Source organism: Streptomyces sp. NPDC040622, from assembly GCF_055593965.1.
Genome location: NZ_JBVIXD010000004.1, coordinates 16721 through 34454 on the forward strand (window position 1 = coordinate 16721; position 17734 = coordinate 34454).

Annotated in this window: 15 protein-coding genes; 6 read left to right on the plus strand and 9 right to left on the minus strand. The window is 71.6% G+C overall.

The window, feature by feature from the left end:
• Positions 1-86 precede the first annotated feature (86 nt).
• Positions 87-2717, minus strand: coding sequence for a PA14 domain-containing protein (locus ACZ592_RS12180; RefSeq protein WP_471581442.1), 2631 nt, complete (start codon positions 2715-2717; stop codon positions 87-89).
• A gap of 172 nt (positions 2718-2889) precedes the next feature.
• Between ACZ592_RS12180 and ACZ592_RS12185 the strand changes: the two genes are divergently transcribed.
• From ACZ592_RS12185 to ACZ592_RS12205, 5 genes are all read left to right on the plus strand, one after another.
• Positions 2890-3903: a LacI family DNA-binding transcriptional regulator gene (locus tag ACZ592_RS12185; protein WP_471581443.1), complete on the plus strand. Its 1014-nt coding sequence runs from the start codon at positions 2890-2892 to the stop codon at positions 3901-3903.
• 168 nt (positions 3904-4071) lie between these two features.
• Positions 4072-5175, plus strand: coding sequence for an ABC transporter substrate-binding protein (locus ACZ592_RS12190; RefSeq protein WP_471581444.1), 1104 nt, complete (start codon positions 4072-4074; stop codon positions 5173-5175).
• Between the two features lies 1 nt (position 5176).
• A complete protein-coding gene (locus tag ACZ592_RS12195) occupies positions 5177-6700 on the plus strand; it encodes a sugar ABC transporter ATP-binding protein (protein WP_471581445.1) in 1524 nt (507 codons plus the stop codon).
• A gap of 76 nt (positions 6701-6776) precedes the next feature.
• The gene (locus tag ACZ592_RS12200) at positions 6777-7694 is read left to right on the plus strand and encodes an ABC transporter permease (RefSeq protein WP_471581908.1); all 918 of its coding nucleotides are present in this window, start codon (positions 6777-6779) and stop codon (positions 7692-7694) included.
• A 29-nt stretch (positions 7695-7723) separates the two neighbouring features.
• A complete protein-coding gene (locus tag ACZ592_RS12205) occupies positions 7724-8719 on the plus strand; it encodes an ABC transporter permease (RefSeq protein WP_471581909.1) in 996 nt (331 codons plus the stop codon).
• A gap of 25 nt (positions 8720-8744) precedes the next feature.
• Here ACZ592_RS12205 and glgC read toward each other — a convergent pair whose 3' ends face one another.
• From glgC to ACZ592_RS12220, 3 genes are read right to left on the minus strand one after another with little or no spacing between them, the layout of a single operon-like run.
• Positions 8745-9965, minus strand: coding sequence for a glucose-1-phosphate adenylyltransferase (gene glgC, locus ACZ592_RS12210; RefSeq protein WP_471581446.1), 1221 nt, complete (start codon positions 9963-9965; stop codon positions 8745-8747).
• A gap of 20 nt (positions 9966-9985) precedes the next feature.
• Positions 9986-11152, minus strand: a complete 1167-nt coding sequence (gene glgA, locus ACZ592_RS12215; protein WP_471581447.1) for a glycogen synthase — start codon at positions 11150-11152, stop codon at positions 9986-9988.
• A 47-nt stretch (positions 11153-11199) separates the two neighbouring features.
• Positions 11200-11928 (minus strand): (2Fe-2S)-binding protein, encoded by a 729-nt coding sequence (locus tag ACZ592_RS12220; protein WP_471581448.1) that lies wholly within the window; start codon positions 11926-11928, stop codon positions 11200-11202.
• Between the two features lie 247 nt (positions 11929-12175).
• On the opposite strand from ACZ592_RS12220, the gene ACZ592_RS12225 reads away from it, so the two are divergent.
• Positions 12176-13228 carry a DMT family transporter gene (locus ACZ592_RS12225; protein ID WP_471581449.1) on the plus strand — a complete coding sequence of 351 codons (1053 nt, stop codon included), beginning with the start codon at positions 12176-12178 and terminating at the stop codon, positions 13226-13228.
• A gap of 63 nt (positions 13229-13291) precedes the next feature.
• Here the strand turns inward: ACZ592_RS12225 and ACZ592_RS12230 are convergent, their stop codons facing one another.
• The 5 genes from ACZ592_RS12230 to panD all read right to left on the minus strand — a co-directional run bounded on the left by ACZ592_RS12230 (position 13292) and on the right by panD (position 17709).
• Entirely contained in the window at positions 13292-14596 is a 1305-nt protein-coding gene (locus ACZ592_RS12230) for a transglycosylase family protein (RefSeq protein ID WP_471581450.1), read from the minus strand.
• A gap of 121 nt (positions 14597-14717) precedes the next feature.
• The gene (locus ACZ592_RS12235; protein WP_471581451.1) at positions 14718-15698 is read right to left on the minus strand and encodes an acetylxylan esterase; all 981 of its coding nucleotides are present in this window, start codon (positions 15696-15698) and stop codon (positions 14718-14720) included.
• A 522-nt stretch (positions 15699-16220) separates the two neighbouring features.
• On the minus strand, positions 16221-16865 hold the full coding sequence (locus ACZ592_RS12240; RefSeq protein ID WP_471581910.1) for an aspartate/glutamate racemase family protein: 645 nt from the start codon (positions 16863-16865) through the stop codon (positions 16221-16223).
• Positions 16862-17236 carry a GNAT family N-acetyltransferase gene (locus tag ACZ592_RS12245; protein WP_471581452.1) on the minus strand — a complete coding sequence of 125 codons (375 nt, stop codon included), beginning with the start codon at positions 17234-17236 and terminating at the stop codon, positions 16862-16864. Before ACZ592_RS12245 ends, ACZ592_RS12240 begins: the two co-directional genes overlap by 4 nt.
• A gap of 44 nt (positions 17237-17280) precedes the next feature.
• Positions 17281-17709, minus strand: a complete 429-nt coding sequence (panD, locus tag ACZ592_RS12250; RefSeq protein WP_471581453.1) for an aspartate 1-decarboxylase — start codon at positions 17707-17709, stop codon at positions 17281-17283.
• Positions 17710-17734 lie beyond the last annotated feature (25 nt).

The following is a 17734-nucleotide window of genomic DNA, read 5'->3' on the forward strand; positions in this document are numbered from 1 at the left end:
GCGCCCGCGGTCTCCGGCCCGCCCCAACGGCGGACCGGAGACGGTGACTCACGAACTCACGAACTCACGGGCAGCAGGTCAGCACCTCAGGAGCTCGGGCAGCCGGGCACCGTCGCCTGCGACGCGTCGCGGATCAGCGCGTCGTGCGCCGCCTTCACCCGCTGCACGTCCGGCTTGACGACCTTGCGGTCGTAGGTGAGCAGGCCGTTCAACTCGCCCTCCACATCCGTGATCTGGGTGTAGACGGCGCCGTTGTTGCCCTTGCAGGCGAGCGCGCGCACCTCGTCGAGCTTGGCGATGTAGTCGTCCGTGTAGGTGGCCGGATCCACGTCGACGTAACTCTGCTGCACGGCCCACGCGTGGCCGGGCACCGCGAGGCCGAGGCCGCCGTACTCGCCGCTGACCAGGGCCCGTTTGCCGTCGGGGTGCGGCGGCAGCGCCGGGCTCGGGTAGCCGTGCTCGTCCATGATGTCGCCGGCGCCTCCGTCGGCCCCCAGGTTGAGCCCCGACATGTTGTTGACCAGCCGTGTCGGGTCCCAGGCCTTGGCCTGGTCGGCGACGCGGCCCACGTCGTACTGGCCCCAGCCCTCGTTGAAGGTGACCCACATGATGACCGAGGGGCTGCTCGCGTGCTCGTCGATCATCTGCTTCATCTCGCGCTCGTACTGGGTGCGGGCCGCCGTGTCCGGGGTGCGTCCCGCCTTCATGGCGGGCATGTCCTGCCAGACGAGGAGCCCCAGCTTGTCGGCCCAGTAGAACCAGCGGTCGGGCTCGACCTTGATGTGCTTGCGGACCGAGTTGAAGCCCATGGCCTTGTGCATCTTCAGGTCGTACGCGAGCGCCTCGTCGCTCGGCGCGGTGTGCAGGCCGTCCGGCCAGAAGCCCTGGTCGAGGGTGGCCATCAGGAAGGTGGGTTTGCCGTTGAGGACGGTGCGCGGGGTGCCGTTCACCTTCTCGACGGCGATCGAGCGCATCCCGAAGTAGCTGGTGACGCTGTCCCCGCCGACCTGGACCCTCAGGTCGTAGAGGAACGGGTCGTCCGGCGACCAGAGCCGGGGATCGGCGATCTTGAGCCGCAGCGGCTGTCCGGTGCGGCCGCTGATCTCGGCGACCTTCTTGCGGCCCTCGTACGCGGCGGCCTTGACCGGCACGCCGTCGCGCACGCCCTTGGCCTCGACGGTGACGCGCTGGCCCGGCACGTCCGGCGTGATCTTGAGGGAGTCCGCGTGGTCGGCCGTGACGGGCTCCATCCACACGGTCTGCCAGATGCCGGAGGAGGGGGTGTACCAGATGCCGCTCGGGTCCAGGCGCTGCTTGCCGACCGGCGGGTTCGCGCCGCCCTCGGCGTCCGTCGGGTCGTACACGCCGACGATCAGTTCCTGGGTGCCGCCCGGCTTCAGCGCGTCGGTGACGTCGGCGCTGAACTTGTCGTAGCCGCCCTTGTGTTCGGCTACCTTCTTGCCGTTGACGTACACCTCGGACTGCCAGTCGACGGCGCCGAAGTTCAGGTTGAGCCGCTTGCCGCTGCCGATCCGCCAGTCCTTGGGGACGGTGAAGGTGCGGCGGTACCACATGCGGTCCTCGTGCCGCTCCACGCCGGAGAGCTGGGACTCCACCGGGTAGGGGACGAGGATCTTCTCCGCGAGCTTCTTGCCGACCGGGGGCTTCTCTCCCGCGTCGGCGGCGGCGAACTGCCAGGAACCGTTGAGGTTTCGCCAGTCGGAGCGCTTCAGCTGCGGACGGGGGTACTCGCGGTGGGCGTTGCCGGGGGTGACGTCGTCGGCCCACTTGGTGCGCAGCTGGTACTCGGAGTGGTTGGGCCCGCTCGTCCAGAACTGGCCGACGGCGTCGCCGTCCGCGCCGGTCAGCCCGCCCTTGCCGTCGTACTGGATGTCGGCGAGGCCGGGGGCGTCGCCGCCCTTCTTGCCGACCACGGGTTCCTTCAGGCCGACGATCAGGCTGCGGTCGTCTGCCGGGTCGGCCTTGACCGTGCCCAGCGGCCACTTGGCGCCGCCGATGACGGCGTCGAGGTGGTCGGTGAGGGAGGCCGGCGGGGCGGTGAGCCGCTGGGCGAAGTCCAGCTTGAGGCTGCGGCCGTCCTTGAGGACGGTGGCGTCGATGGCGCCGTCATAATCGAAGTCCGCGGGGATGCGCAGGGCGGACCGCGGGACGGCCTTCTTCTCGGCGCCGGGCTGCGTCCACTTCAGGCGCAGGTTGGAGCCGCCGAAGTGCTCGAAGTACTCGACCTTGATGTCGTAGGCCTTGCCCGCCTCCAACTGCAGGGCCTGGGAGGTCTGTTCCTTGTCCCAGTCGTCCTGCCAGTGGTCGATGGCGAGCTTGCCGTCGACCCAGAGGCGGAAGCCGTTGTCACCGATCATCGAGAAGGTGGTGGCGCCGGACTTCTCGGGCACGATCCGGCCGGTCCAGCGGACGCTGGCGTCGTCGGCCTTCCCGGTGGTGGCCTTCAGGCGTGACTCCAGGTTGCCGAAGTCGATGTTCGGGTCGAGGCCGGTGGCCTTGAGCTCGTCGAAGTCGAAGGCACCGGGGGCGGACTGGGTGTAGTACTCCCCCTTGAGACCGTGGATCTCGGCCGGGTCGTCGGCGGCGGTGGCGGCGGGGACCGCGGTCAGACCCGCGACGCCGAGAGCACCTGCGAGCAGCAGGGCGAGGCGTCGGCCGAGTCGTCCGGGGCGTCTGGGATGTCGTCTGGTGCGCACGGATCCTCCTTGGTGAGGAAGGGTGGCGGCTCGTCGCTGCAGTCTGTACAACGAATCTGTACAACGTTGGAAGGAACGGCAGTTGGCATGACAGCACGCCCCCCGGCGCGCTGTCCAGGGTCACGACGAACGCCCCGGACGAACGGGGCGGCCACCGACGCAGGGAGATCAGGTGCGGGTAAGCCTCAAGGACGTCGCGGAGCACGCGGGCGTCTCCATCAAGACCGTCTCGAACGTGGTGAACAAGTATCAGCACGTCACCCCGGCGATGCGGGCCCGCGTGCAGGAGGCCATCGACGAGCTCGGCTACCGCCCGAACTTGACGGCACGTCATCTGCGGAAGGGGCGTACGGGCATCATCGCGCTCGCCGTCCCCGAGCTCGGCAACCCGTACTTCGCCGAACTCGCCGGCGCGGTCATCGACGCCGCGGCCGAGCACGACTTCACCGTCCTCCTCGACCACACCCAGGGCACCCGTGAGCAGGAGGTGCTCGTCAGCCAGGGCTTCCGGGCCCGGGTCATCGACGGCCTGATCCTCAGCCCGCTCGAGCTGGACGCGGAGGATCTGCGCGGGCGCGAGGACGACGTGCCGCTGGTGCTGCTCGGCGAGCGCCAGTACGACCTTCCCCACGACCACATCGCCATCGACAACGTCGCGGCGAGCCGCACCGCGGTGCGCCACCTCATCGGCCGCGGCCGCACCACGATCGCCTTCCTGGGCGCCCGCACGGACTCCGCGAACAGGCCCGCCCACCTGCGACTCGCCGGATGGCGCGAGGAGTTGACGTCCGCCGGGATCGCCGCACCCGAGTCCCTGGTGGGCCCGGTCGGCGGCTGGGACCGGTGGGACGGGGCGAAGGCGATGGCACGGATGCTGGACGCGGGGGTGCGGCCGGACGCGGTGTTCGCGTACAACGACCTGGTGGCGATCGGTGCGATGCGGGTACTGCACGAGCGCGGTCTTCGCGTGCCGTGGGACGTGGCGGTGGTGGGGTTCGACGACATCGCGGAGGGACAGTTCGGAGCCGTCACACTCACCACGGTGGCGCCGGACAAGCAGGCCATCGCACGTCTCTCGGTGGAGTCGCTGCTGCACAGCCTGGCGCACCCGGACGAGCCCGCAGGACGTGAACTCACCGCGGACTTCCGCCTGGTCGAGCGGGAGAGCACGCTGGGCAGACGCTGAGCGGACACCTCGCGTGCGCGGGGCCCCGCCGGTCGGCGAAGAATGCGCGGAGGGTTTACAGGCCTCTTTCAACGATGTAAAAAGCTCCCCGTAACGCCGAGTTGACCGTAAGTGCCATCTCTCCCGTGAGCGCTCTCAGTGCCGGGGCCGTGCCGTTTGGGGACTTCGATGAAGCCGACCACACTCCTCAGCCGTACCTCAGCAAGAACCCTCGTCGCCGCCGGCCTCACCGCCGGCCTCGTCTTCACTGCCGGCTGCGCGAAGTCCGAGGACGACGACTCCGGCGGCGACAGCGCCTCCTCGCAGGAGCAGAGCGATGCCGGGCAGGAGGTCTCCTCCGAGGGCGGGGGCAGCGGCAAGACCTGCGGGGTCGACGCGTACGGCGGCAAGAAGCTCGACCTGAAATCGGCCACCGTGGGCTTCTCCCAGTCCGAGAAGGAGGCCAACCCCTTCCGCATCGCGGAGACGGCCTCCATGCGGGCCGAGGCGAAGAAGCGCGGCGTCAAGCTGCTCACCGCCAACGCCCAGTCGCAGTTCTCCAAGCAGATCAGCGACGTGCAGGACCTCATCGCCAAGGGCGCCGACGTCCTCGTCATCGCCCCGCTGAACTCGGACGGCTGGGAGCCGGTGCTGCGGGCCGCCGGCGCCAAGCACATACCGATCGTCACCATCGACCGGAAGATCAACGCGACCGCCTGCAAGGACTACGTCAGCTTCATCGGCTCCGACTTCGTCACGCAGGGCGAGCGCGCCGCCGACCGCATGATCGAGGCGACGGGCGGCAAGGGAAAGATCGCGATCCTGCTCGGCGCCGCGGGCAACAACGTCACCACCGAGCGCACCAAGGGCTTCGAGCAGCGCATCAAGGAGAAGGCCCCGAACCTGAAGGTCGTCTTCAAGCAGACCGGCGAGTTCGCGCGGGAGAAGGGCCAGCAGGTCACCGAGCAGCTGATCCAGTCCAAGCCCGACATCACCGGGATCTACGCCGAGAACGACGAGATGGGCCTCGGCGCCATGAACGCGCTCAAGGGCGCGGGCAAGAAGCCCGGCGACGTGAAGATCGTGACGATCGACGGCACCAAGGGCGCCGTGCGCGGCATCGTCGACGGCTGGATCGACGGTGTCATCGAGTCCAACCCGCGCTTCGGCCCGCTCGCCTTCCAGACCCTGGACACCTTCACCAAGGGGCAGAAGGTGGCACCTGACATCGTTATCAAGGACAGCGCCTACACCAAGGACAACGCCAAGGCGGACCTGGGCAAGGCCTACTGACATGCTGTCAGTCACCGGTCTGACCAAGACGTTCCCGGGCGTGCGCGCCCTGGACGCGGTCGACTTCACGGCGCGCGCGGGCGAGGTGCACGCGCTGATCGGCGAGAACGGCGCGGGCAAGTCCACGCTCATCAAGGTCCTGACGGGGGTGTACCGGCCGGACACGGGCGACCTGACGTACGACGGCCGCCCCGTGTCGTTCTCCACCCCGCTGGAGGCGCAGCACGCGGGCATCTCCACCATCTACCAGGAGGTCAACCTCGTCCCCCTGATGAGCGTGGCCCGCAACCTCTTCCTGGGCCGCGAACCACGCGGCCGGCTCGGCCTGATCGACTTCGGGCGGATGCACCGCGAGGCCGACGAGGCGCTGCGGGGGCTCGGGGTCCGGGTCGACGTGCGCCGCCCCCTGCGCGAACTCGGCGTCGGCGCCCAGCAGATGGTGGCCCTGGCCCGTGCGGTCTCGGTGGACGCGCGCGTCGTCGTGATGGACGAGCCGACGTCCTCGCTCGAACCCCGCGAGGTGCGCACCCTGTTCGGCGTGATCCGCATGCTGCGCGAGCGCGGCATCGCGGTGATCTACGTCAGCCACCGCCTGGACGAGCTGTACGAGGTGTGCGACGCGGTCACGGTTCTGCGCGACGGCAAGGTGGTGCACACGGGCCGGCTGGCCGAGCTCGACCGGCTGCGCCTGGTGGCGCTGATGCTCGGCCGCGAGATCGAGACCGTACAGGACGAGGGGCTCACCCAGTTCACCGGAGAGCACGAGACGGACTCCGAACCAGTGTTGCGTGCCGAGGAGTTGACCGTCCGCCACCAGCTGGACAAGGTGTCCCTCACCATCCGGCCCGGAGAGGTCGTGGGCCTCGGCGGGCTGCTCGGCTCGGGCCGCAGCGAGACGGCGAAGGCCATCGCCGGCGCACTGCCTCCCGACTCCGGGCGCGTCGTCCTGGCGGGCTCGCGGATCCGCACCGGCTCCACACCGGCCGCCATCCGCGCCGGCATCAGCCTGCTCCCCGAGGACCGCAAGGCGGAGGGCATCGTCCCCGGCCTCTCGGTCCGCGAGAACATCGCGCTGGCCGCGCTGCCGCGCCTGTCCCGCTTCGGCCTGGTGCACGAGGACCGCATCGACGCGATCGTGGACACCTTCATGAAGCGGCTGCGGATCAAGGCGTCGAGCCCGCACCAGAAGGTCGGGGAGCTCTCCGGCGGCAACCAGCAGAAAGTACTTCTGGCCCGCTGGCTCGCGATGCACCCCAAAGTACTGCTGCTCGACGAACCGACCCGCGGCATCGACATCGGCGCGAAGGCCGAAGTGCAGGGCCTGATCGACGAGTTGGCGACCGATGGTCTCGGCGTCCTGCTGATCTCCTCGGACATGGAGGAACTGATCGAGGGATCGGACCGGGTCGTCGTCCTCAAGGACGGCGCGGTGGTGGAGGAACTCACCGGCACCGAGGTCACCGAGGACCGCCTGCTCCGCGCCATCGCCGCCGCACCGACCACCACCGGAGGCCGCGGTGACTGACCACTCCCCCACCGCGCTCGCCGTCCCCGCGGGACCACCGCCGGACAGCGGCACGGCCCCTCGTGACCGGGAGCGCGTGCTGCGCCTCCTGCAGGACTACGGCGTCTACCTCGGCGTCGCCGTCCTCCTCCTCGTCAACATCCTCTTCACCCCGCACTTCCTGTCCGGCGAGAACTTCCGCACCCAGGCCGTCCAGGTCGCCCCCGTCCTGGTCGTGGCCCTCGGGATGGCCCTGGCCATCGGCAGCGAGGGCGTCGACCTCTCCGTCGGCTCGGTGATGGCGCTGTCCACCTCCCTCGTCTCCCTCTACCTCGGCTACGGGATGTGGATCGCCCTGGCGGCGGCGGTGCTGGGCGGCATGGCGGTCGGCGTGGCCAACGGCTCGCTCATCGCACTCGTCGGCGTCCAGCCCATCGTCGCGACGCTCGCGCTGATGGTCGCGGGCCGGGGCCTCGCCCTGGTCCTGCTCCCCCAGCTCAAGGACGTCCGCGACCCGACCATGGCCTCGCTCGGCTCCGGCGACGTGCTCGGCATTCCCTATCTGGTGCTGATCGCGGCGGGCCTCGCGGTGCTCGTCGCCTTCGTCGTGCGCCGCACCACGTTCGGCAGGCAGCTCCTCGCCATCGGCGACAGCCGGCCCGCCGCGCTGCTCGCGGGACTGCCGGTGCGCCGCGTGCTCATCATCGTGTACGTCGTCTCCGGCGCCCTGGCCGCGCTCGCCGGCGTCCTGGCGACAGCCCGCCTGAGCGCGAGCGACCCGACGTCGCTGGGCAATCTCATGGAACTCTCCGCCATCACCGCGGTGGTGGTCGGCGGCACACCGCTGAGCGGCGGGCGCGTGCGGATCGGCGGCACGGTGGCGGGCGCCGTCCTGATCCAGCTGCTCACGGCCACCCTCATCAAGCACGACCTGCCGCCGTCGTGGACACAGATCGCCCAGGCCGTGGTGATCGTCCTCGCGGTCTACGCGGCACGCGAGAGGGGCAAGCGATGACCACCGACACGAGGAGTCCGGCGGACCCCATGAGCAAGGTCGCCGAGGAAGAGCCGGCCGCGGGGCCCTCCCGGTCCGAGCGGCTCAGCGCGCTGGCCCAGCAGCACGGCGCACTGGTCACCCTGCTGGTCGCGGTGGTCGCCGCGTCGATCGGCTTCGACACGTTCCTGACCGGTGACAACCTGCAGAACATGGCGGTGTCCTCCGCGTTCCTCGCGGTGGTCGCCCTCGGCATGACCTTCGTCATCGTCACCGGCGGCATCGACCTCTCCGTGGGCTCGCTGTTCGCGCTCGGCGGGGTGCTCGCCGCGTGGGGGTCCCAGTACGGCACGGCCGTGGCGCTGCTCCTGCCGCTCGCCGTGTGCGGGCTCATCGGCCTGGTCAACGGGCTGCTGATCGCCCGCTCCCGGCTCGCGCCGTTCATCGTGACGCTCGCGGCGATGCTGGGTGCGCGCGGCATCCTGCTGTCGGTCACGGACGAGGGTTCCACGACGTACCTCGTCGACAAGGACTCGTTCTTCGCGACGCTCGGCCAGGGCAAGGTGCTCGGCATCGGCGCCCCGGTGTGGATCACGGTCGCCCTGTTCGTCGCGGGCGCGGTGGTGCTGCGCCGCACCCGGTTCGGCCAGTACGTGTACGCGGTCGGCGGCAACGAGGACGCGGCGGCGCTGATGGGCGCGCCGGTGGCCCGTACGAAGATCGCCGTCTACACGGTGTCGGGGCTCTGCGCCGGGCTCGCCGGGGCGCTCAACGCGGCCTGGCTGGTCTCCGGGGTGACGATCCTCGGCTCCGGCATGGAGCTGGAGGCGATCTCCGCGGTCGTCATCGGCGGCACGCTGCTCACCGGCGGGTTCGGCTTCATCAGCGGGTCGCTGGTCGGTGTGCTGCTCCTGAAGGTGATCCAGAACGTCATCAACCAGATCGGCTCGCTCGACTCGGCCTACCAGCAGGTGGTCAGTGGCGCATTCCTCGCGGTGGTGGTGATCGCGCAGACGTGGCTGGGGCGCAGGCGCCGGGTGCTGTGAGCGGCGCCTGCCCCGCGGCGGCCGCTCAGAGGGGCACGATCTGCCCCTTGCCCAGCGCGATCACCCCGCCGGGCGACACCGTGTAGAGCTCCTCGTCCCGCTCCGGGTTGACGCCGATGGTGGCGCCCGGCGGCACGTCGACGTTCTTGTCGAGGACGGCGCCGCGCACCACGGCTCCCCGCCCGATGCGGACGTTGTCGTGCAGCACGGAACCCTGGACGACCGCGCCCTCCTCGACGGTCACGCCGGGTGAGAGGACGGAGCGGGTGACCTGGCCGCGGATGACGCTGCCGGGGCTGACGATCGACTCGCCCGCGATGCCGCCCGCGCAGAACTTGGCGGGCGGCAGGCCGCCGGAGTACGTGTAGATGGGCCAGCGGCGGTTGTCCAGGTTGAAGACGGGATGGTCGGAGATCAGGTCCATGTGGGCTTCGTAGTACGAGTCGAGGGTGCCGACGTCACGCCAGTAGCCGTGGTCGCGCGGGGTCTCGCCGGGGACGTGGTTGCCGTCGAAGTCGTACACCTGGGCCATGCCGCGCCCGGTCAGCAGCGGCAGGATCGAGCCGCCCATGTCGTGCGCCGAGTCCTCGTCCTCGGCGTCCTGCTGGAGGGCGTCGAGGAGGGTCTTGGTGGTGAAGAGGTAGTTGCCCATGGAGGCGTAGACCTGGTTCGGGGCGCCGGGCAGGCCCGGCGGATCGGTCGGTTTCTCCAGGAAGCGCTCGACCTTCGTCCCGTCGCGGGCGGGCGTGATGATGCCGAACGAGGACGCCTCCGCGCGCGGCACCCGGATCCCTGCGACGGTCACCGCGGCACCGTTCTCGATGTGCTGCTGGAGCATCTGGCGCGGGTCCATGCGGTAGACGTGGTCGGCGCCGAACACCGCGATGTAGTCGGGCTGTTCGTCATGGACGAGGTTGAGGGACTGCAGGATGGCGTCGGCGCTGCCCAGGTACCAGCGCGGGCCCAGGCGCTGCTGGGCGGGCACGGGCGTGACGTAGTTGCCCAGCAGGCTCGACATGCGCCAGGTCTTGGACACATGGCGGTCCAGCGAGTGCGACTTGTACTGCGTCAGGACGCAGATGCGCAGGATGTCGGCGTTGACGAGGTTGGAGAGCACGAAGTCGACGAGGCGGTAGGTGCCGCCGAACGTGACCGCTGGTTTGGCCCGGTCGGCGGTGAGCGGCATCAGCCGCTTCCCCTCCCCGCCGGCGAGCACGATTCCGAGCACCGAGGGTCCACCGCGCATACCGGCCTCCTACTTGTCGGCTATCTGTCGGCGTGCAGGATCTCCTCGTACACCTCGACCGTGCGCCGGGCGACCGTGTCCCAGCCGAACTCCCTGAGGGCCCGGTGGCGCCCGGCCGCGCCCATGGCCCCGGCCCGTTCGGGGTCGGTGGCCAGCCTGTTGAGGAGCAGCCCGAGGTCGTGCTCGAAGTCCTCTGGGTCGCTCTCCCGGTACGGGACGAGGAGCCCCGTCGTGCCGTCGCTGACCACTTCGGGGATGCCGCCGATCCGTGAGGCGACGACAGCGGTGCCGCACGCCATCGCCTCCAGGTTGACGATGCCCAGCGGCTCGTAGACGGAGGGGCACACGAACACGGCAGCGTGGGTGAGGAGTTGGACGATCTCGGGGCGCGGCAGCATCTCGGGGATCCACTGGACGCCCGCGCGGGTCCGGCTCAGCTCCTCGAAGAGCGTGCGGAACTCTCTGTCGATCTCGGGGGTGTCGGGGGCTCCCGCGCACAGGACGAGCTGGACGTCTCGGTCCAACCGCCGTGCGGCGCGCAGCAGATGGGGTACGCCCTTCTGCCGGGTGATGCGGCCGACGAAGAGGACGTAGGGCCGGCCGAGGTCGATGCCGAGCCGGTCAAGGACGTCGGTCTCGGGGTCGGGCCGGTACAGCTCCGTGTCGATGCCGTTGTGCACGACGTGGACCTTGGCCGGGTCGACGGCCGGATAGCAGGCGAGGATGTCCTCGCGCATCGCCCCGGACACCGCGACGACCGCGTCGGCGGCCTCGGCCGCGGTGCGCTCCGCCCAGCTCGACAGGGCGTATCCGCCGCCCAGTTGCTCGGCCTTCCAGGGGCGCAGCGGCTCCAGGGAGTGCGCGGTCATGACGTGCGGTACGCCGTGCAGGAGCTTGCCGATGTGGCCGGCGAGGCCGGCGTACCAGGTGTGGGAGTGGATCACCTCGCACCCGGTGAGGGCCGCCGCCATGGACAGGTCGACGGAGAAGGTCCGCAGCGCGTCGTTGGCGCCGTCCAGCGCGGGCCATGCGCCGTGGCGCACCAGGCCGTCCGCCGCGCCCTGTCCCCAGCAGTGCACGTCGAGGTCGGTGAGGGAGCGCAACTCCCGTGCGAGGAACTCGACATGGACGCCGGCTCCGCCGTAGACGTCCGGTGGATACTCCCGGGTGAGCAGCCCCACCTTCACGTAGCACCCTCCGTCGTCCGTCCGATGCCGGCCGCGCCACCTCATGGTCACCCAGACGGCGCCTCGGGGGAAGACCGCTGCGGCGGGCGCTCGAAGCAGCAGTCGCCGCACAGCCCGCCGCCGGGGCAGCGGTAGTAGAGGCAGCAGCTGCGGCGCCGGAAGGCCGTGCCGCGCAGGGTGCCGGTGTCGCGCAGGCCGGGGTGGCCGAAGAGTTCGGCGGCCAGGCCGAGGGCCCGTTCGCCGGCCTCCGTGCGCCCCGATCGTCCTGCCCAGCCGTGCAGTTCACGGGCGGCGCCGGCGAGCGCGGAGCCCGCGTTGCCCCGCAGCAGCGCGGCGGACACCCGGTGGCGGGCGCGCAACGCCTCGGAGAGCGGCGCCAGATGGCCGTCCAGCACGACCTCCCGTACGGTCGCCGCGTCGCCCGGCAGCGTGCGTACGCCGGTCAGCCACAGGTCGTCGGGCGAGGTGCCGTCGGCGTCCCAGTGCAGCAGGGCGGGGTCGAGGTCGGGCACGCGGCCGTAGAGTGCGGCGGAGCCGAGCGCCACGGACCAGAGCCGGGCGGCGAGCCCCAGCTGGGCCACGGACACGGCGATGCGGTCCTCCGGGGCGCCGAGCCGACCTGCGACCTTCGCCACGCGGAAACCGATCGGATCACCGGGTTCCGGTGCCGCGTACACCTCGGAGAGGGGCCGGGCGCCGCGGGGCGGCGGGTCCGCGCGCAGGGCGAAGAATCCGCCGACGGAGCCGAGTTCTGCCAGGTCGATGAGGGTGGTCACGACAGAAGTACAGCAAGTCGCGGCGCGCCGGCCGACCCTGGGGTGCCCTAAGGGGTCACTCTCCGCGCCCGATTGGTAACCCCTCTTGGGGAGGACATCGCCAAGGTCGTACTCCATCGGTAGTAGGACCGATTGCCTGCTCAGGTACGACGACGCGGAGGCATTTCGGCGTCATCGTTGTCATCATGGAAGCAGACCGATCGCCGGTCCGGGATCACCGGACGCACCGCACCCAGCGGAGCACCTCATGAGTGCTTTGGCACTGTCCGTGCTGCTCTCCCTCGTCTCAGCCGTGGCCTACGCGGGCGGGGCGATCCTGCAGGAGCGCGTGGCGGCGACGACACCGGGGCAGGGATACGCACCGATGCGCCGCGGCGCCTGGTGGATCGCGATCGCCCTGAACGGCCTCGGCGCCCTCCTGCACGTGGTCGCGCTCGCCTACGGCCCCCTGAGCGTGGTCCAGCCGCTCGGCGCGCTGACCATCGTCTTCGCCCTGCCCATGGCGGCCGTGTTCGTCGGGCGCCGGGCCGGGGCCACCGCCTGGCGCGGCGCGCTCATGGCGACGGTGGGCCTCGCCGGACTCCTCTCGCTCACCTCGTCGTCGGACTCCCAGACCCTGACCGGTCCCGAGCGCCTCGTGCTCGGCCTCATCACGGGCGGCGGCGTGCTCGCCCTGATGGTGGCGGCGCACGCCGCGCACCGGCACCCGGTGGTGCGCAGCGTGCTCCTGGCGTGCGCGGCCGGTGCGGCCTTCGGCATCGCCTCGGTGTTCACGAAGACGGTGGCGGTGGACTGGGACCGCGAGGTCGCGCTCGTCGAGCAGCTGCCGAGTCTCGGCGTGATCGCGGTCCTCGCGGCGGCCGGTGTGCTGCTCTCGCAGGCCTCCTACCGGGGCGCGGGCCTCGCGGCGCCGCTGTCGACGGTGACCGTCGTGAATCCGGTGGTCGCGGCGGCGGTCGGCCTGACCCTCTTCGGAGAATCCTTCCGGCACGGCGCCACGGGCACCGTGCTGGCCCTGGGCTGTGGCGTCGTCGCCGCCTGCGGTCTGATCCTGCTGACCACGGAGCGGATCGCCCGCGAGACGTCGACGGCCACCACGACCGTGGCCGAGGGGCGTCCGGCCACGCACGGCGGCCCGTCCGCGCGTCCTGCGGGGCCTGTGGCGGCCTCCGACGCGACGGACGGGCCCGGGGCCCGTCCCGCCGCCGACGCGCTCCCCGCGGTGCCGTCACAGCAGCCGACCGCGACGCACCACCGGGTCCGGCCGCGGCAGCGGCGGCGCGAGCGCATCGGCTCCTGACCCGCGTGAGCCGCGGTGAGGCGCCCCCGCCGGATCGGTGAGGGCGCCGTCGTCAGATCCGCGTCAGATCCGCACCCCGCGTGCCCGCAGATACGCCAGCGGATCGACGTCGGAGCCGAAGCCGGGCCCGGTGCGGACCTCGAAGTGCAGATGCGGGCCCGTGCTGTTCCCGGTGGACCCGGACCGGGCGATGCGCTGTCCGGCGACGACCTGCTGCCCGGCCTTCACGGAGAGCGCCGACAGGTGACCGTACTGGCTGTACTTGCCGTCGGCGTGCCGGATGACCACCTCGTAGCCGTAGCTGCCGCCCCAGCCGGCGGAGACGACGCGGCCCGCGGCGACGGACTTCACGGAGGTGCCCGTGGCCACGGGGAAGTCGACGCCCGTGTGGTAGCCCTTCGACCAGGAACCGCCCGCCGCCCGGTAGGGCGTGCTGGGCGAGGCCGCGACGGGGGCGAAGGCGCCGGGCGAGGCCTTCTTCTCCGCCTGTGGCTTCGTGGCCTGCTGGGGCCGCGGGTTCTCGCGCTTCTTCTCGGCGGCCGCCGCAGCCTTCCTCTCGGCCGCCTTCCTCTCGGCCGCCTTCCTCTCGGCCGCCCGCTTCTCGGCCGCCCGCTTCTCCGCGGCACGCTTCTCGGCCGCCTGCTGCCGGGCCCGCTCGTCGACGCGGTCCTGCGTCCGCTCCTTGCCCCGGTCGGCGGGCCGTTCCTTGGTGGCGCCCCGCCCGTGGACCGAGAGCCGCTGGCCCGGCGTGATCAGGTCGGGGTCGTCGCCGATGACGCGCCGGTTGGTGTCGTAGAGCCGCTCCCAGCCGCCCCGGACGCGGCGTTCGTCCGCGATGCCGGAGAGGGTGTCGCCGCGGACGACCGTGTACATCTCGGCGGTGCCCGCGGCGGACTGCGGGGTCACCTCGGGCTTGACGTCCTTGACGTCGCGCCCCGGCCGTTCGGGCTTGGCAGGCGCCTTGGCCGGGGTGACGTCGGGCGTGCCGCCGCCCCTGGCGAGTCCGGCCTTCGCCGCGCAGACCGGCCAGGCCCCGGGGCCCTGCGCGTCGAGGACCTTCTCGGCGACGGCGATCTGCTGGTCCTTCGAGGCCCGGTCGGCGCGCGGGGCGTAGGCCGTGCCGCCGTACGCCTCCCAGGTCGACTGCTTGAACTGGAGGCCGCCGTAGAAGCCGTTGCCGGTGTTGATGCTCCAGTTGCTGGTGGACTCGCAGGCCGCCACCTTGTTCCAGGTGTCGACGTCGGCGGCGCCCGCGGTGCCCGCGACGGTCAGCGGGAGCGCCATGCCCGCGCCGCCCGCCGTGACGGTCAGCGACGCGCGGTTGATGCGGTTCGGCTGATATCGGCGGTGCCGACCCCGAACGGCCATGGGAGCCCCCTCAGACGCACGTCATCACGGATTGCACACAGCGGTCACACGACAAGGCCGCAAGCTAGCCGGTCCGACCGATCCGTGACAAGAGCCCCGCGCATGGGGGACGTTGAATATGTCAGTGCCTCAAGTGCTCCTTCAGCCACCGCAGTTGGACTCCCTGCTGGTAGGGCCCGCCGCCCTCGTGCTCGTTGAAGGCGTACACCTCCATCGAACGCTCGCTCCCTGCATACGCGTTGAAGGCAGCGAACACGGTGGAGGGCGGGCAGACCATGTCCGCCAGGGCCGTGGAGAAGAGGGCAGGCGCACGCCCGCGCGCGGCGAAGTGCACGCCGTCGAAGTACGACAGGGTCCGAAAGACGCGCTCCTCGCCGTCCCTGCGCGCCTTCAGGTAGTTGGCGATCTCGGCGTAGGGCAGCCGGTCCGTGAGGGTCGTGGCACGCGCGAAGTGGCAGAGGAAGGGCACGTCGGGCGCGATGGCGGCCAGGTCGGGGACGAGCCCGCCGACCGCGAGGGTGAGGCCGCCGCCCTGGCTGACCCCGAGCGCCGCGACCCGCGCCGCGTCCACCAGCGGATGGGCGCGGACCGCCTCGACGGCCCGCACCGCGTCGACGTACAGGCGCCGGTAGTAGTAGTCGTGCGGGTCCTCGATGCCACGGGTCATGAACCCGGGGTGCGCGGGCCCGCTGCCCACGGGGTCCGGGGTGTCGCCCTGCGCCCACCCGGCGCTGCCCTGCCCCCGGGTGTCCATCACGAAGTGCGCGAACCCGGCCGCGGCCCACAGCAGGTGCATGTGGGGCAGCCCGCGTCCGCCTCCGTAGCCCATGTACTCGACGACCGCGGGCAGCGGCCCCGCCGCTTCGGCGTCCGCGGGCAGAACCAGCCATCCCTTGACGTCCTGCCCGCCGAACCCGGCGTACGTGACGTCCAGGACCCGCACGCCCGTCAGGGGCAGGTCCACCGGCTCGAACCGCGCGTCGAGTCCGTGTTCGCGGGCCTCCGACAGCGTCTTCTCCCAGAAGGCGTCGAAGTCCTCGGGCTCGGGCACGTCGGGCCGGTACTGGCGCAGTTCGTCGAGGGGCAGGTCGAATTGGGCCACGAGGCGGCTCCTCCTTCGTACGGGAACGTAGGAGGTCACGCTATGCCAGCCGATCTTCGGCCGACAGGGAGTTGTCCCGGCCGGGATCGCCGGACGGCCGGCGGCCCACCGAGGGGGCAGGGCGTGGACCCGGGGCCCACGCCCTCGACGTCGGAGATCGACCCCGCGAGGAGACCGATCCCGTCAGCGGAGCGGCCCCGGCTGGGGCTCGGGCGCCGGGTCGGGGCCCGGCGGCTGGGGAATCGGGGACGGCGGCGGGTCCGGGCTGGGCCGGGGCTCGGGGCGCGGCACGGGGTCCGGATCCGGGAAGGGCCGCTCCGGCTCCGGCGGCGGCACGGGATCAGGGTCCGGGAAGGGCCTGACCGGCCCCGGCGTCGGCGCGGGATCTGGGAACGGTTGAGTCATTGCACTCCTCCAGCAGTGGTACGCCAGCGGCTCCTCCCCGCGTACCCGACAACCCCGGAGCCAAGCCTTCCACGGTTCCGTGTGCCCTGCCCGTGGCGGGCACCCGAAGGGCGGGCGCTACCTCGCCGCCAGCGCGGCGGCCGCCGCGAGCCCAGGTCGGGGGCTGGCGAGCACCGGCACCCGGACCTCGGCAACGAGCTCTTGAGCCCCCGCCATGGAGGCCTGTGCCAGCACGATGGCGTCGACGTCGCGCACCGCGCGCACGGCCCTGGCCACGCCCTGCGCGTACCCCTCGACGTCGCCCGCCTCGAACAGCGCCCACACCTCGTCGTCGACGACCTCGGCCCGCACCGACACGTCGCGCCCGGCCCGCCGGGCCTCCTCCCGGACGAGCTCAGAGGTCGGCCCGACGGTGGAGGCGACGGCGGCGAGCACGACGACCCGGGAGCCCGAGGCGACGGCCTCGGCCACCATCGGCCGGTCGACGCGGAGCACGGGAACCCCGACGCCCGCACCGACGTCCTCCGCCACTCCCCCGATGGTGGAGCAGGTGCAGAGCACGGCAGTGGCACCGTCACCGGCGGCCCGCACCAGGGCGGAGCGCACGGCGGGCGCGACCGCGTCCGTCCCCTCGCGCCGGGCGCGCGCCAGGAGTTCCTCCTCGACGTGGTGCCGCAGCTCAAGTCCCGGATGGTCCGCGTCCCGCAGGCCGTCGAAGACGGGCACGTGGACGGGTGAGGTGTGCAGGAGCGCCAGCGTCACCACGCCGAAGGGTCCTTCTCGACCTTGTCCAGCGCGGCCCGCAGCAGTTCCTCGGAGGCGGGCGGCGCCTGCTCGGGGTGCCGCTCCGCCCACGTGACGACGTACGGGCACAGGGGCGCGACGGCCACGCCCTCCCGGGCCGCGAGGGCGTACAGCTCACCGGCGAGGCGGCCCGCGATGCCCTTGCCCTCGTGGGCGGAGTCCACCTCGGTGTGCACCGGCACGAGTGCCGCCTCCGGAGCGTCCAGCGTGAAGTACACGATGTGCCCGACGACTTCACCGCCCTCGGCTCCACCGTCCGCACCGTCGCCGGCCTCGACGGCTTCGAGTACTCCCCGGGCCCGATCGTCACGGATGTCGATACCGCTCATCGTCACTCCTCACCACGCGGTGCCGAGCCCGGTCGTGGGGGTGGTCAGGCGGGAACCCGGCGGCTCGACGGGTTGCGCACCATGTCCGGGGCGCCCGGCACGGGCTCCGCCGGGTCGTCCCCGAGAGCCACCGCGCGATTGCCCTCGTCGACGTGCACGACCCTCGGCCGCAGCGCCCGCGCCTCGGCGTCCTCGACCTGGGCGTAGCTGATGATGATCACCTTATCGCCGGGGTGGACCAGGTGCGCGGCCGCACCGTTGATCCCGATCACACCGCTGCCCCGCTCGCCCTCGATCGTGTACGTCTCCAGGCGGGCGCCGTTGGTGACGTCGACGATGTGGACGAGCTCGCCGGGCAGCAGGTCGGCGGCGTCGAGAAGGTCCGCGTCGATGGTGACGGACCCGACGTAGTGCAGGTCGGCCTGGGTCACCGTGGCGCGATGAATCTTGGACTTGAACATGGTTCGAAACATGATCAACTATCCATTCATGCAGGTA

What these genes read in the sequence shown, in the direction of transcription:
- panD (WP_471581453.1), bottom strand. Translation starts at nt 17,709, where the DNA reads ATGTTTCGAACCATGTTCAAGTCCAAGATTCATCGCGCCACGGTGACC.
- ACZ592_RS12245 (WP_471581452.1), bottom strand. Translation starts at nt 17,236, where the DNA reads ATGAGCGGTATCGACATCCGTGACGATCGGGCCCGGGGAGTACTCGAA.
- ACZ592_RS12225 (WP_471581449.1), top strand. Translation starts at nt 12,176, where the DNA reads ATGAGTGCTTTGGCACTGTCCGTGCTGCTCTCCCTCGTCTCAGCCGTG.
- ACZ592_RS12205 (WP_471581909.1), top strand. Translation starts at nt 7,724, where the DNA reads ATGAGCAAGGTCGCCGAGGAAGAGCCGGCCGCGGGGCCCTCCCGGTCC.
- ACZ592_RS12230 (WP_471581450.1), bottom strand. Translation starts at nt 14,596, where the DNA reads ATGGCCGTTCGGGGTCGGCACCGCCGATATCAGCCGAACCGCATCAAC.
- ACZ592_RS12195 (WP_471581445.1), top strand. Translation starts at nt 5,177, where the DNA reads ATGCTGTCAGTCACCGGTCTGACCAAGACGTTCCCGGGCGTGCGCGCC.
- ACZ592_RS12190 (WP_471581444.1), top strand. Translation starts at nt 4,072, where the DNA reads ATGAAGCCGACCACACTCCTCAGCCGTACCTCAGCAAGAACCCTCGTC.
- glgC (WP_471581446.1), bottom strand. Translation starts at nt 9,965, where the DNA reads ATGCGCGGTGGACCCTCGGTGCTCGGAATCGTGCTCGCCGGCGGGGAG.